General features: G+C 39.8%; 11 protein-coding genes, 1 other RNA gene and 1 pseudogene. 1 reads left to right on the forward strand and 12 read right to left on the reverse strand.

What is annotated here, in order from left to right; genetic code table 11:
* Positions 1 to 2: 2 nt before the first annotated feature.
* Complete coding sequence (locus NST97_RS05615; protein ID WP_341343020.1) at positions 3 to 1,175, reverse strand: carboxypeptidase M32; 1,173 nt, start codon at positions 1,173 to 1,175, stop codon at positions 3 to 5.
* A gap of 65 nt (positions 1,176 to 1,240) precedes the next feature.
* Here NST97_RS05615 and NST97_RS05620 point away from each other — a divergent pair, with 65 nt between their 5' ends.
* A complete protein-coding gene (locus NST97_RS05620) occupies positions 1,241 to 2,422 on the forward strand; it encodes an IS701 family transposase (protein ID WP_339192808.1) in 1,182 nt (393 codons plus the stop codon).
* A 62-nt stretch (positions 2,423 to 2,484) separates the two neighbouring features.
* Here the strand turns inward: NST97_RS05620 and NST97_RS05625 are convergent.
* From NST97_RS05625 to NST97_RS05675, 11 genes and pseudogenes are all read right to left on the reverse strand, one after another.
* A pseudogene (locus NST97_RS05625) lies at positions 2,485 to 2,889 on the reverse strand (carboxypeptidase M32); the annotation flags it as partial.
* A 35-nt stretch (positions 2,890 to 2,924) separates the two neighbouring features.
* Positions 2,925 to 4,838 (reverse strand): ATP-dependent DNA helicase, encoded by a 1,914-nt coding sequence (locus NST97_RS05630; RefSeq protein ID WP_445684580.1) that lies wholly within the window; start codon positions 4,836 to 4,838, stop codon positions 2,925 to 2,927.
* 200 nt (positions 4,839 to 5,038) lie between these two features.
* Positions 5,039 to 5,212 (reverse strand): hypothetical protein, encoded by a 174-nt coding sequence (locus NST97_RS05635; RefSeq protein WP_157728005.1) that lies wholly within the window; start codon positions 5,210 to 5,212, stop codon positions 5,039 to 5,041.
* Between the two features lie 58 nt (positions 5,213 to 5,270).
* Positions 5,271 to 6,416: a THUMP domain-containing class I SAM-dependent RNA methyltransferase gene (locus NST97_RS05640; protein ID WP_340733951.1), complete on the reverse strand. Its 1,146-nt coding sequence runs from the start codon at positions 6,414 to 6,416 to the stop codon at positions 5,271 to 5,273.
* A gap of 76 nt (positions 6,417 to 6,492) precedes the next feature.
* Positions 6,493 to 6,868: RNase P RNA component class B (rnpB, locus tag NST97_RS05645), an RNA gene on the reverse strand.
* Between the two features lie 65 nt (positions 6,869 to 6,933).
* Positions 6,934 to 7,233: a cell division regulator GpsB gene (gene gpsB / locus NST97_RS05650; RefSeq protein WP_063388535.1), complete on the reverse strand. Its 300-nt coding sequence runs from the start codon at positions 7,231 to 7,233 to the stop codon at positions 6,934 to 6,936.
* Between the two features lie 187 nt (positions 7,234 to 7,420).
* Positions 7,421 to 7,648, reverse strand: coding sequence for a CotD family spore coat protein (locus NST97_RS05655; protein WP_063388536.1), 228 nt, complete (start codon positions 7,646 to 7,648; stop codon positions 7,421 to 7,423).
* A gap of 278 nt (positions 7,649 to 7,926) precedes the next feature.
* The gene (locus NST97_RS05660; RefSeq protein ID WP_003353586.1) at positions 7,927 to 9,039 is read right to left on the reverse strand and encodes an RNA-guided endonuclease InsQ/TnpB family protein; all 1,113 of its coding nucleotides are present in this window, start codon (positions 9,037 to 9,039) and stop codon (positions 7,927 to 7,929) included.
* An 11-nt stretch (positions 9,040 to 9,050) separates the two neighbouring features.
* The gene (gene tnpA / locus NST97_RS05665) at positions 9,051 to 9,449 is read right to left on the reverse strand and encodes an IS200/IS605 family transposase (protein WP_094245197.1); all 399 of its coding nucleotides are present in this window, start codon (positions 9,447 to 9,449) and stop codon (positions 9,051 to 9,053) included.
* A gap of 988 nt (positions 9,450 to 10,437) precedes the next feature.
* Positions 10,438 to 11,697: a ribonuclease H-like domain-containing protein gene (locus NST97_RS05670; protein WP_311066258.1), complete on the reverse strand. Its 1,260-nt coding sequence runs from the start codon at positions 11,695 to 11,697 to the stop codon at positions 10,438 to 10,440.
* The gene (locus tag NST97_RS05675; protein WP_340881755.1) at positions 11,688 to 13,970 is read right to left on the reverse strand and encodes a DEAD/DEAH box helicase; all 2,283 of its coding nucleotides are present in this window, start codon (positions 13,968 to 13,970) and stop codon (positions 11,688 to 11,690) included. Before NST97_RS05675 ends, NST97_RS05670 begins: the two co-directional genes overlap by 10 nt.
* Between the last annotated feature and the right edge of the window lie 76 nt (positions 13,971 to 14,046).

The following is a 14,046-nucleotide window of genomic DNA, read 5'->3' on the forward strand; positions in this document are numbered from 1 at the left end:
TTTTAATCAAGACTGTAAATGTCTTTATATTTCTTTTCTAAATACTGAATAAAATATGCCGGATTCAACGATTCGCCAGTCGCATCCTTTAATATTTCCAGCGGTTTTTTCATTTTGCCATATAGATGAACATGTTTTGTCAGCCAGCTTTGAATTTGCTGAAATTCTCCGTTTTCAATAAGTTCTTCAACATTCGAAAGATCCTGCTCCATTTTTTGCATCAATTGCGTTGCATACATATATCCTAAAGCATATGAAGGGAAATAGCCAAAGCTTCCTCCCGCCCAATGAACATCTTGAAGCACCCCGTTTCCATCATGATCTGGAGCAATACTTAAATATTCGCTATATTTATCATTCCAAACTTTTGGAAGATCAGACACATCCAAATTTCCTTCAAACAGCAATTTTTCTATTTCATAGCGTACAATGATATGAAGACAATATGTCAATTCATCTGCTTCAATACGGATCAGCGATGGTTTAACTTCATTGATCGCTCTGTAAAAATCATTTAAAGAAACCCCAGTAAATTGGTTTGGAGCATACGTTTTAAGTTGGTTGTAATATCGCTTCCAGAAATGATAGTTTCGCCCAATTAAATTTTCATAAAATAATGATTGAGATTCATGAATCCCCATTGAAGCGCCGTCAGCAAGAGGAGTTCCTTCCAGTTCTTCATTTATGTTTTGCTCATAAATCGCATGTCCGGCTTCATGAATGGTTCCGAAAACGGCCGTTCGAAAATCTGTTTCATCATACTTTGTTGTAATTCGAACATCGCCCCGGTTCATTCGAATTTCAAAAGGATGGACGGTTTCATCAAGGCGGCCGGCATCAAAATTGTAGCCTATTTCCTTTAAAATATATTCGGAAAACTTTCGCTGTTTTTCTTTCGGAAACGGTTTGTGCAAAAACGAAACGTCGATTTTTTTTGATGATTGTACAATTTGTTGTACTAATGGGACGATATGTTTTTTAAGCTCTGCAAAAACCTTGTCAAGCGTCTCCACAGTTATTCCTGGTTCATACAAATGAAGGAGCGTATTATATTTATGTCCCTTATAGCCCCAATAGGAAATAAACTTTTTATTGAATTCTATTAATTTTTCTAAATAACAGTAGATGAGCAAAATCACTAACATAAATTTACATCGAAACAAAAAAGGAGACATGAACCCGATTCCTTGGTTAGAATAGATGTGCCAACAAACCATTCACACAAGGAGGTTCATGTCTCATGAATAGATTAGCACATCATCAAGGAATCCACAAGTTTTTCACGATGTTGGGGTTGGCACTTTATTTTTCAAAACCTGTCATGAAGCATCTCGTTCATATCGTGGATGCGATGATCACGAAAGGCTTTTCTGGAACGTTGACCGATCTTCATCATTGGAGCTTTCACCCCAATCATCGAACGACACTCAGCCATTTTTTCACGAAAAGCCCTTGGGATGAAGAGACGCTGCTTGGCAAACTCCAGCAATGGATGCTTCATCGTGTCGAACGGATCGCCAAACAGAAAAATCAACCCCTTTTTGTTTCGATCGATGATACGATTTGCCAAAAAATCAAGCCTTCGTCACGGGCAACGCACGCCATTCAAGGGTGTGATTGGCACTATTCTCACACAGAGAAAAAGTCGATCTGGGGACATTCTCTTGTTTGGCTCATGGTTCATACGATGACCCAGGCTTTTCCCTTTGCGTTCCGCCTCTACGACAAGGCGGCTGGGAAAAGCAAGGGGGAACTCGCGATCGAGATGCTTTCTTCTTTGGATGTACGCCGTCCCGTTTATGTGCTGATGGATTCGTGGTATCCATCGCAAGCGCTCGTGGAAGCCTGTCTGAAAAAAGGATTTCACGTCATCGCGATGCTCAAAACGAACCGGATTCTCTATCCGAAAGGCATCGCCATCCAAGCCAAACAGTTTGCCCGCTATATCGAACCGAACGACACCCATCTCGTCACGGTGGGAGAAGAGCGTTATCGCGTGTATCGCTACGAGGGATCGCTGAAAGGTCTCGATGATGCCGTTGTGTTGTTGGCTTGGAAAGCCGATCAGCCGATGACACCCGAACATCTTCACTGCGTCTTGAGCACCGACCGGGAGCTAAGCGATGAAGAGATCTTGCGCTACTATGCCCAGCGTTGGTCGATCGAATGCTTTTTTCGACAAGCGAAAGACCAGCTGAAGCTCGATGGGTACCGCGTTCGTCAACGTCGGGCGGTGAAACGGTATTGGATCTTGGTGCAACTCGCTTATGTGTACAGTATGGTCGAGTCCAACCGGGATTTCTCTACTGGGCTTGATCTTCTCCGAACGAAGAAAGGGCATAGTCTCGTCGAGTTCATTTACCATGCAGCGAAGCAAGATATTCCCATTGATGTTGTCAAAAAACAGCTCCATGTGGCATAAGGGGTACCCTGTTTGTCTCTTTTGGTATGGTAATTATTGTTATGAAAATTGCTCATCTACAGTAAATAAGGAGCAAACTGATTGAAATCTGCATTTGCTTTCGCTTCTTCCCAAACTGATTCGCTTTTTGATTGGAGAATGACATATTCTTTATATTCCTCTTTCGGAATCTTAATGTTTTTTTCATACTCCTCTCTGCATTCCTGAAGAGCTTTCTTTGTCACCGAAGAGAGATTGTCATAAACATGTTTTTCTGTTAATTCATCAAGAAACTCTTTCATAGTATCTGAAACGGACATCTGGAACCACTCTTCAGAAAGAATGCCGATTGTTTCAGCTCGCCGCTCCAATCCATTTTTCGGCGCACCCGTCCGTAAATCCCAATACATTAAATTTAATGCTTCTTCATAGCTTTCCATTTTCTTTAAGTAATCGAAAAATTTTTGTTCTTTTTCTTTTAAGCCCATTTTGATCATCCCCTTCTTCCAATTGAAAATATATTTCAGCTCGGTTTGACAGGCAACGCTTTTACGACCTCCGAAACAATATTTTCTCCCTCATCTTTGCTGATAAAAATCGTTACAGTACCATGGTCATCTTTCGTGCGAAGGAGGCGTCCAACCCCTTGCTTCAGCCGCAGTATCATATACGGAAGATCCACTTCATAAAAAGGATCTGTTGCGGATTTTCGTTTCGCATCAAATACAGGATCATCCGGCGGGAATGGCAGCGACCAAATGATCACATGTTCAAGCGACGGTCCTGGAACGTCAAGCCCCTCCCATAAATGCACAGCGCACAAAACGGTTTCCGGATCTCTTTCAAAACATGCCACTAATTCGCTGATTTCATAATCTCCTTCAAATAAACATGAATGCCAAAAGCTTGGTAAATGTTTTTTTAAGAAAAGCAGCTCCTCTTTCGTTCTGCATAAAATTAACGTGCGCCCTTTGTTTGATTTTATGACAGATTCCGTCCAGTTCAATTTTTCCTCGCTCGTACCTTTTTTTACAAACACTTTCATATTTTTTTCATAGTCAAAAGGAGAGGAAACGGAGAATGATAGATAATCTTTTATACCAAGGCTATTCGCTAAATAAGCAAACGATCCGTTTTGATCCGATAAAGTGGCTGATGAAAAGATATAAGGTATTTTATGAGAAAACACTTTTTCTTTTAAAATATCTTCTATCCTTTGCGGCATGATCACAAAAGAAGATGACGCGCCGTTTTGTTCAAGCCAGGTAATTGTGTTGTCAAATTGTAAAAACAAGCGAAAAGAAAATTCCATTTGATCAAGGTATTCTTCCACAATCTTTAAGCTATATTCATCAATGGTATATAGTTCACTTTCAAAAACTAAAGCTTCAGACAGCTGATTCAATCGTTCATACAAATTTCCGGCCGCTTCTAACAAATCGTCTGTTCTCGTGATTGTCAACCGATTGGAGCCTTCCTTTTGATGTGCACTTTTAAACAGCATATGAAAAAAATGATCGTTCGCTAAAAGCGCTTCTTCGACCATTTCTGCAAGTTGTTCACGAATGTTGTTCTTTAAAATTTTTTCTAAATATGCTGCTAGCGTTTCTTTTTTCACTTGATACGTAAGTGCCTTTTGAGCCGCAAATTCTAATAAATGGCCTTCATCAAACACGACGCAGCTGTGCTCTGGGAGAAGCGGGAGCTGTCCTTCACGTTTCCGGGATTCTTTCGTCCAAATATGCTCCATATAAAAATCATGGGAGCAAACGATTAAATCCTTCGCCTTCCGATAATAATCGCGGGAAAGAATTAAGCCGCACCGATGTCTTTTGCTGCATGACAAACAGTTTTTAAAAGGATCCCAGCTGATTTTTTCCCATTTTTCATCGGAAAAAAACGGGTATTGCTTCCGGTCTCCATAATGATAGTAAGATTGCAATCCGCTCTGATCATGCACGAATTCAGGGAGAGATTCATAAAGATCAAAAAAGTCCTCATCATCGTCCATTCCAAGCAAATCCTCAAGCTTGTCCAAACATAAATATTGGTTCATCGATTTTGCCAATCGCACATCCACTTTTAGACCTAGAGCTTCTTCAAGCTTTTTTATATCCCCTTGTTTTTTGACAAGCTGTTCAATTAGAGCTTCGTCCGCACAGGCAATGACGGCAGGTCTTCCGGTATATCGCGCATATGCAATCGCATAAAGCAAATAAACAATCGTTTTTCCTGTCCCTACTCCCGCTTCCGCAAACATCACTTTCTTTTCTTTAAAAGCTCTGTCAAGCTGGAAAGCCATAAAAATTTGTTCGTCGCGCAATTCAAAGCCTTTTTCAGGCAAAATATCATACAGAACATCACCGATCCATTTGTTTAACGCTTCATAAAAGCTTTCATTTTTTGTCAGCGGGAAAGGTAAACCTTGAAACATCATGACTCCAACCTCCGTGATTATTCATAGAGTAAAATTATTTCACTTATTACGCATAACGTCAATATCTTTTCTGGCAGCGCGCGATTCAATTAGAATCATGTCAACCTCGCTTATGCAGGAAGCGAGCGGTAAGGTTTGAAGCATAAGCGATTGACTCGGTTGAAACGAAATCATTTAAAAACAGAAAAAACTTCCCATTTTCAGGGAAGCCGTTTCTCTCGAACGGAAAGAGATCCGTGAAAAATAGCCTTTTTCAATTGCCCTTCCGCTTCAAAGATTTGACTGAGCGCTTTTTCTGTTGAACCTCTTTCTACCAACGCAGTATACGTATTCTTTAATGCGCGAGAAATAATCGCATATTCTTCCTTTGTCATAAATCAACCAACCCCGTATAAATTTTATCCATTTTAATTTATGCAGAGCTGGTATTATTTATGCTTTTTTGGGCGGTTTAGGTCCCCAATACTGATAATAGTGCGTTTCGATAAACCCGTTAAAAAGTTTCCGTTTTTTTGTCGCCTTTTTTCCGTAAAACTGTTCAAAGCTTTTATTGCTTGTCAAAATGTAAATCGACCAAGTATCTAACAGCGAGAATGTTTTCCCCATTTCCTTATATAATTGCTCCACTTCTTCTCGTTCTCCGAGTCGCTCACCATACGGTGGATTCCCGACTATTACCCCAAATTCCTTCACTGTACGTAAATCTTTAACTTGCATTTGTTTAAAAGTAATGACATCCGAAAGCCCGGCCTCCATGGCATTTTCTTTTGAAATCTCAATCATTTTATGATCAATGTCCGTCCCGATGCAGTCGAGGCGAATATCATATTTAGCTAAATCCTCTGCTTCTTCTCTTGCCCTTCTCCATACATCCTTGCCGATCCAGTCCCATTGCTCTGAAATAAAATCTCTATTGAAGCCGGGCGCGATATTTTGCCCAATTAACGCCGCTTCAATCGGAATCGTACCTGAACCACAAAATGGATCAAAGAAAGGTCTGTCAGGAGTCCAATTCGTTAGCAAAATAAGTGCAGCGGCGAGCGTTTCTTTTAAAGGGGCATTTCCTTTTCGAGCGCGGTATCCTCGTTTATGGAGGCCGTCTCCGCTCGTATCAATGGTCAGTGTAGCAATGTCTTTATGTAAAGAGATCTCAATCTTGTAAACCGCCCCTGTCTCTTCTAACCAATCGGTCGTTTTTCGGTACTGCTGCTTCAATTTTTCAACTATTGCTTTTTTCACAATTTTCTGGCAGTCAGAAACACTTGCCAGTTTTGATTTCACCGATTTTCCGATGACAGGAAATTGAGCGTTTTCAGGCAAAAATTCCGCCCAATCAATGGCTTTCGTTTTTTCAAACAGTTCTTCAAATGTCGTCGCCGGAAATTCAGCCACTTTTAATTTCACTCGATCAGCCGTTCTAAGCCATAAATTCGCTCGGCAAATCGCCAGTTCATCGCCTTCAAACGTTACTTTTCCGTTTTCCACTTTGCATGTATATCCTAGATTGCGCACTTCTGATGCAACAATCGCTTCAATTCCCATTGCAGCTGTTGCAATCAATGTAAACCGTTTGCTCATTTTTTCACCTGTCTTTTTCAGAAAATAAAAGCTCTCCAAATGGAGAGCACGAAAAATTGCGGTTTATTCCATAACGTTCTGTAAGCCATGTTTTGTCCCCATGCAGCTTGTACATGGGTGGTAATCATCTATCTACAGAAGGGTTTTAGCCCTTCTGTCCTTCTCCTCGTTCATTTCCTCAGAGAAGGTGCCCCTACCATCATTTGGGTTTCTCGCTCGTGGGGTTTACCGCGTTCCACTCTTGCGATTTCTCGCAAGACTACGTCACTGTGGCACTTTCAGGGTAATAGTGCCATACTAATCAATAGCTTAGGCACGTTCCCCGCCGTCAGCCGAAAAGGCTGCCCTAGCTTATGGTTTCGCTAGGCACGAACACTACGGGCATCTCAGCACCGTGCGAGCATGGACTTTCCTCTACAACGGATGATCCGTTGCAGCGATTACCCGAACGTTATGCTAAACCGCATTATGTAGTATAGTGAAAATGAATAAAAAATTCAAGTGGCATCCATGAACATTATTCATATAATTTGCTTCCAAATACATGTTTTTCTAAATTCGATAAACGCTTCAAAATGTCAAAGTTCGTTGTATTCGCCTGCATCGTCGGTTGTTTTTTCGATGCTTCTTCGAGCTGCTTTTTCAGCCGCATATTTTCCTGCCGCAACTGTTCGATCTCCTGGTAAAACGTTTCGTAATCTTTAATGATAATATCTAAAAATTTATCAACTTCTTCTTGTTTATAACCGCGCATCGAAGTTTTAAACTCTTTTTCCAAAATTTCTTTCGCCGTTAATCTAATTTTATCTGAAATCAACTCGGTTCACCTCAATCGTCAGAAGTCCTCCTAGGCTATATTTTTTCAAACTTCCTGATTAATGTCAATTTATTCTTTATGGTAATAACATGTCTCCATCCTATTATGGGAAAAAATGAAGCCTTCAGAGGTTTAAAAATAATGATTATAAACGGAAGGAGCTGGTTACTCAGCCCCTTCTCAAAGATTATCTCGGAAACGGACCAGGTCCCATGCACTGAAAATGTTGATGTGACACGTTATTTACCGCAGATTGAGTATGCGGGAAATAATGCAAATGTTGATACATTTGATGATTAACATTTGTTGTATGAATTGGATGGATATGAGGAACGATTGTTGTTGAATGTGTATGATTGACGCAGCATTTCGTCGGATGAACAATCGGCTGAAGAACGTTCGGTCTGCATTTCATATTATATAACTCCTTCCTTTTTATTATTTTTACAATACTAGCCTATGAATATAAAAGTGTACATGTACTAATTCAAATACCTATTTTCAAAAAAAAGCAGGCGCGATATTTATCATGTATAGGCATTTCCTTCATAACCGATTGATTAAGGCACTATAGTGAACTACCCTCCACTTACCACCCTTGCGGGTCGCTTGAAGTGGGGGCTTCTCGGGTAATCCTATCTAACGATAAGAAATTGACCGAGCTTACCCTCTCGTTCCGAAAGTTATTATTCTTTATGCTAATATGCGTAATCCTTCATTTTTGATATTGATTGCTGAATTGTGATCACGATCTAATACAAAACCGCAAGAACATTCATATACACGTTTAGATAATGGCATTTCTTTTTCCTTGCCACAACAAGAACATTTCTTAGTAGAAGGGAACCACTTATCGATTTTTACAAGTTGTTTCCCTTGTTCTTTTAGCTTGTATTCTAAGAAAGTAGTGAACATACCCCAGCCATTATCATGAACACTTTTTCCAAAATTGAGGGCTTGAGACATTCCTTTCATGTCTAAGTCCTCAATGATAACTGCGTCATAGGTTGATGCTAATTCTTTTGATTTATGGTGAAGAAAATTCTTGCGTTGATTGGCAATTTTCTCTTGTAACTTTGCTACTTTCAAACGTTGTTTTTCCCAACGTGCAGAACCTTTTTTTCTGCGAGAAAGAATTCGTTGTGCTTTTGCCAGTTTGTCTAATGCTTGTCGATAGTACCGTGGGTAATTGGCTTTCTCACCCTGTTCACTCTCGACATATAGACCGTCCATAGCAAAATCTAAGCCAACTACTTTTTGAATCTTTACTGACTGAATATCTTTCTCGTATTCTGTCAAAATCGAAATATAATATTTACCTGTCTTTGTTTTAGAAATAGTACAAGATTTGATTTTATAATCAGCAGGTATTTCTCTATGTCGGTTCATTTTCATTGGCTTTTTGATTTTTGGTAGTTTGATATGACCATTTTCTAGCTTAATATTGCCGTTGACCATATTGGTTGTGTAAGATTGTTTATTTTTCTTGCTTTTGAATTTAGGAAACTCCGCACGACCTTCAAAAAAGTTCTTATAAGCATTTTGCAAATTGATCTGTGCGTTTGCTAAAGCTAAAGAATCCACTTCTTTTAGGAATGGAAATTCATCTTTGTATTTCGCTGGTGTCGGGAATGCTTGTTGTTTAAGCGTTTCTTTATCGTTTTTGAATTTCTCATACGTTTCCTTACGTTCTTCCAGCATCTTATTGTAGACAAAGCGAACACAACCAAATGTTTTGGCTAATTGGATTTTCTGTTCTTTATTCGGATACAAACGAAATTTGAAGGCTTTGTTTTGTTTGGCCATATCAAATCACCTCACTTCTGACCTTGATTTTCAATGTATTTTTTTATGACTTCTATTGGTGCACCGCCTGTTGTAAGCAGGCAAAAGCTTCTTGACCAAAACATCTCTTTCCATAGTCTTTTTCGGATATGAGGAAAGTTTTTCTTTATCAGTCGAGAACTTGCACTCTTATAAGTATTGATGAACTTCGATAATTCAGAATTAGGATGTGCTTTGAATAGGATGTGGATATGATCCTTATCATGATTCCACTCTGTCAAAGTAATGTTGTATTTTTTTCCGATCTCAATGAACATATCTTTTGCAAAATCAGATATTTCATCGGTGAACACTTCTCTGCGATACTTTACAACTAATACAAGATGATAATGTAATAGGAACACTGAATGATTATTACTATCCAATTTCATTGATATATCAATCCTTTTTTATATATAAGACTGATTATATCAAAACCTTTGGCTAAAGCCAACCGAAATTCATCTCCCACCTACTCATTGGGCTACGCCCTGCACATTCCTTGAGGATGGGAGACTTCTTTCGGAAATCCGTTAAAATTTTTTGAATCGAGTAGGAGGGAGCGATTAACTCCCGTCCTCTCACACCACCGTACGTACGGTTCCGTATACGGCGGTTCCATTAAGATAATTGACGCAAGTCTTTATAACTTCCGTGAATAGCTGTTCTCTTTATGCCAGTGGTCACTCCACCCTCCAAGAGATCTCCCACGGGATTCACCGCTTCCTCCCTCAAGTGAGGTACTACGTTTTCTGTGTTCATCATGACTCACTGAATGCCAAGGGCTATTCTCTCTTAATTGTTCGGTCCTTCTTAGTTGTTCTAGACCAACTAATACTATGACCTCTGCTGACTTCTGACGGTTCAGCTACTTATCACTAAGTAGGTTATGAAGCGTACTTCACATATCCACCAGACCTCCCCGGGTAAGTACATGCACTTTCACACCATCTATCCGCCTCATTTACTCGATATGACCTTCGACAGAAAGAGCTTTGTTTTGTTTTGCAAACTCACTCAATCATACCTAGCCTTATATGAGGTTCGTGTTCCTCGGACCGGTGTTTTGCCTCCAGCTTCCTTCAGATTCCGCGTCACCACGGACACCCTTGCTCTTGGCTAACCTCTACTTCTGTCTTCGGGGTTCGGGACTTACACCCTATAGTTCATGTACATGCCGGGCGCACAAGAGAAAGACCTTCTTGTTCGATGGAAGGTCTTGCTAGTCAATCTTTCTCTTTAATTTTTTATATTTGACAGAAAAAGCATCTAATAGGCGATGCCGTTTTTTCTCGTATATAATACCAAAATATGTTACCGCCGGCATCTATTCCTTTTAACAAATCCTTATATTTAGACGGTTGTGATCGAGTAATTGTTTCATCTTTCTCCCAAATCTTCCAACTTATTTTTTTTCTTTTCCAGCCTCCATTTTCTTTTCAGCAGCTCTTCTTTTTGTGTTGAATGATTGGATACTCCCATTCTTTCCAGCTGTTTCAAAATTTGAATCGCTTCGTTTGTGTCCATATATGCAGCATCAATATTTTTTTCATGATGCTCATAAAATTTGGCCAGTTCGACTAAAGCTTTTATTTTCAAAAAGCCTTGTCCATGTTTTTTAATTTCGCTCCATAGTTTCACTGCCTCATCCAAACGTCCGTTTCGTTTTGCCAGCATTGCCATTTCAAATTTCGCCTTGAGGTGAAGGCTGTTTGACTGCTCGTTTATTTTCGCATATGAAAAATAAGCAAGCTTTTCATTTCCTTGAGCTTGAAACCATCTTGCCATTTCAAACAGTTCTTTATCATCATGGTTGTCATCGGGAAACAAAAGCTTTTTTGACAAATGAATATAAAGTGAAATTAAGGAGAGAATATCCATCTCATTATGCTGAAAAATTCCGATCACACTATCAGGATTTGGGTCTTTCAAAAAATGATGGTAAAGGATCGGCGCTAAATAGCCGGGAGTATCTTCCTTTCGGTTCACTTGCAAAATATCTTTTTCAACATTTGATAATTTTACCGACTCTAATCTATTTTTCCAGAGACGTCTAGCTGCATGATATAAATCAAAATGGCCGTACTCAGGCAATTGCGGCACCATATTGCGAATGAGAGTATGCCTCGTTTTCACCTGAGGCCAATCAAATGCTTTTCCATTGTATGTGACTAATGTTTTTATATTTACTTCACTTAAAAACCGCTGATATAAAGCAACCTCATGGCCAGGAGCAGGCAAAAAAAGCTGTTTGATCACCACTTTATCGAATAATATTCGCGCAAATCCAAGTAAAAAGATCATATTGCCTGCTCCGCCCTTTAAACCAGTCGTTTCCGTATCGAAAAAGAAAAGTTCATAAGGTTTATGCCCTTTTGCTGATAGCGGATGCTCCATTTCATTGTCATTCCAGTATTCTACAACATCAATTACTTCGCTCAATTCATACAATCCATGGCGATAATTGAGCGGATATTCTACTTCACGGATGAGAATATATTGGCCATCAAAGAAAAACGGCTTGACTCCAACGCTTTCCCAGCGTTTTAAGTATGGAATCTCTATATCCTGTTCCTTTTTCAATACGTCTTCATGAACGATATGATTTTTTAATCTGTTTAATTTTTGTTTTATGGACATAAAATCTGTCCTTTCTTTATATATTGAAGCAGCCGAAGCGCCGCCTCCTTTCTTCCGCTCGATTCTCCATCAAGACCGATGCAGGAAGGACAGCCATCATCGCATTTACAGTTTGTCACCATTTCTTCCGTTCTTTCAAGCAAGCTTTCAAACTCATCAAATACTTTCTTCGCAAGCCCAACTCCGCCTGGATATCGGTCATACAAATAGATGGTCGGTTTTCCGTTGTGAATGGATTTCACTTGAAATACAACGTCAAGATCGTTTGGATCGCACATTGCTGCAAGAGCACTCACATATTTTAAAGCATGGCTGATGCCGACTAAAGCTTTTTCCATTTGTTCTTCCGATAAAACAGAAAAAACGTCATTTTTAAAGCTAATCCAAGCACCTGTTGTATGAAGCTCTTCCTCCGGCAGATGAATAGGACCAGAACCAATGTTCTCATGTGTGCCAAATTTGATTTTTTTAAATATCGTCGGTTGGGCAAGCACCATGACATCACCAAATCCAATCTCCATGCTCTTGCTTTCCTTTTCCTGATCCACCTCAAGCACCTTTAATTGAACAGCTAGGTTCGCATCCGTAAAATAGTCAACATTGACTTCAGAAACATATGCTTTTTTTTCTTCCCAATCGAGCTTTTCAACCTGAAATTGCCTTCCTTCATGCAAATAGATCGCTTCTTCATGAAGCATCGTCATGGCGCTGAATCGGTCCATTTCCCCGATGACATTTGCGCCATTTGTAGTGTCAATAATTACGACATTTTCTTGAGAAGCAGAACGCAAGCTGATCCCATGTGCAGGAAACGAATCGCTCATCCAATACCATCTGCCTCCGTTTTCGTAAAGAACGCCTTCCTCTTTCAGAAAATCAAGTATATCGTCAACCTCCACCCCATCTAACGTTTCACCTGACTGAAATGGAAGCTCAAACGCCGCACATTTTATATGATCTACGAGAATGATTAAGTTATCTGGATGAATGATCGCACTTTCCGGATTTTTTTCAAACAAATATTCTGGATGCTTTAAAATATATTGATCTAATGGACTCGATCCTCCGACGAGAATAATTGCTGCTTCCTCTTCCCTTCTGCCCGCCCGGCCTGATTGCTGCCACGCGCTGGCAATCGATCCGGGGTATCCTGTCATAATGCAAACCTGCAGCTGACCGATATCAACCCCTAGCTCCAAAGCATTGGTGCTGACGACACCTTTAATTTTTCCCTCTCTAAGGCCTTTTTCAATTTCCCTTCGCTGCTTCGGCAAATAACCTCCGCGATATCCGCGTATCGTTTTCGATCCCAATTCCTTTTTCGTCATCTCTTGCAGATACGTTAAAATAATTTCAACCCTTGTCCGGCTTCTAGCAAACACAATCGTTTGAATGTCGTTTTTTAAAAATTCTTTCGCAATCTCTTTTACATCAATCATGGCGCTTCTGCGGATATTGAGAGGCTTGTTAACAACAGGCGGATTGTAAAAGATGAAATGTTTTTTGCTTCTTGGGGCTCCGTTTCGATCAATAAGAACCGCTTTCTCTCCAATCAATGTTTCAGCAAATTCCAACGGATTTGCAATCGTTGCCGACGTACATATAAATTGAACGTCGCTTCCGTAAAATCGGCAAATTCTCTTCAGCCTTCTGATTACATTCGCAACATGGCTTCCAAATACTCCGCGATATGTATGCAATTCATCGATGACGACATATTTTAAGTTTTCAAAAAGCGACACCCATTTCGTATGATGCGGTAAAATGCCTGAATGCAGCATATCAGGATTTGTCATAACAATATGACCAGCTTTTCGAATCTTTTGACGGATCGTTGGAGAAGTATCTCCATCGTATGTATAGCAATTTATCTCCGTTTTTATTCCTTCAATCCATTCATTCAGTTCGCTTTTTTGATCCTGAGCTAGCGCCTTTGTTGGAAAAAGATATAATGCTCTCGTGTTATTGTTTTTTAATATTGCGTTTAAAACAGGCAAATTGTAGCACAACGTTTTTCCTGACGCTGTCGGGGTTACAGCGACAATGTTGTGATGATTTAACGCTAATTCAAACGCTTCTTTTTGATGACTGTATAATTGTTCAATTCCTTTTTTCTTCAACATTTCCTTCAATCGGTTATCCATATCTTCTGGAAAAGGAACTGTGATTGCTTCTTTTTCAGGTATTGTGTGCCAATATACAATCTGATCCCGAAAACGCTCGTCATGTCTAAAATCATGGATGACTTTTTCAAAAGGTTTCCGCCCAAGCATGACCCATTCCTCCTCGAATTCACTACATCTATTCTAACGAATAAACGTTCGTAAATAAAGCATGTTTTCATTGGAA

It is taken from the genome of Aeribacillus sp. FSL K6-1305 (assembly GCF_038050115.1).
GTDB classification, from domain to species: domain Bacteria; phylum Bacillota; class Bacilli; order Bacillales; family Aeribacillaceae; genus Aeribacillus; species Aeribacillus composti.

Excerpts from the sequence above, each read along its gene's own strand:
- NST97_RS05620 (WP_339192808.1), top strand. The coding sequence starts at position 1,241 with ATGAATAGATTAGCACATCATCAAGGAATCCACAAGTTTTTCACGATG.
- NST97_RS05670 (WP_311066258.1), bottom strand. The coding sequence starts at position 11,697 with ATGTCCATAAAACAAAAATTAAACAGATTAAAAAATCATATCGTTCAT.
- NST97_RS05615 (WP_341343020.1), bottom strand. The coding sequence starts at position 1,175 with ATGTCTCCTTTTTTGTTTCGATGTAAATTTATGTTAGTGATTTTGCTC.
- NST97_RS05630 (WP_445684580.1), bottom strand. The coding sequence starts at position 4,838 with ATGATGTTTCAAGGTTTACCTTTCCCGCTGACAAAAAATGAAAGCTTT.
- NST97_RS05655 (WP_063388536.1), bottom strand. The coding sequence starts at position 7,648 with ATGAAATGCAGACCGAACGTTCTTCAGCCGATTGTTCATCCGACGAAA.
- NST97_RS05635 (WP_157728005.1), bottom strand. The coding sequence starts at position 5,212 with ATGACAAAGGAAGAATATGCGATTATTTCTCGCGCATTAAAGAATACG.
- tnpA (WP_094245197.1), bottom strand. The coding sequence starts at position 9,449 with ATGAAATTGGATAGTAATAATCATTCAGTGTTCCTATTACATTATCAT.
- NST97_RS05660 (WP_003353586.1), bottom strand. The coding sequence starts at position 9,039 with ATGGCCAAACAAAACAAAGCCTTCAAATTTCGTTTGTATCCGAATAAA.
- NST97_RS05675 (WP_340881755.1), bottom strand. The coding sequence starts at position 13,970 with ATGCTTGGGCGGAAACCTTTTGAAAAAGTCATCCATGATTTTAGACAT.
- NST97_RS05640 (WP_340733951.1), bottom strand. The coding sequence starts at position 6,416 with ATGAGCAAACGGTTTACATTGATTGCAACAGCTGCAATGGGAATTGAA.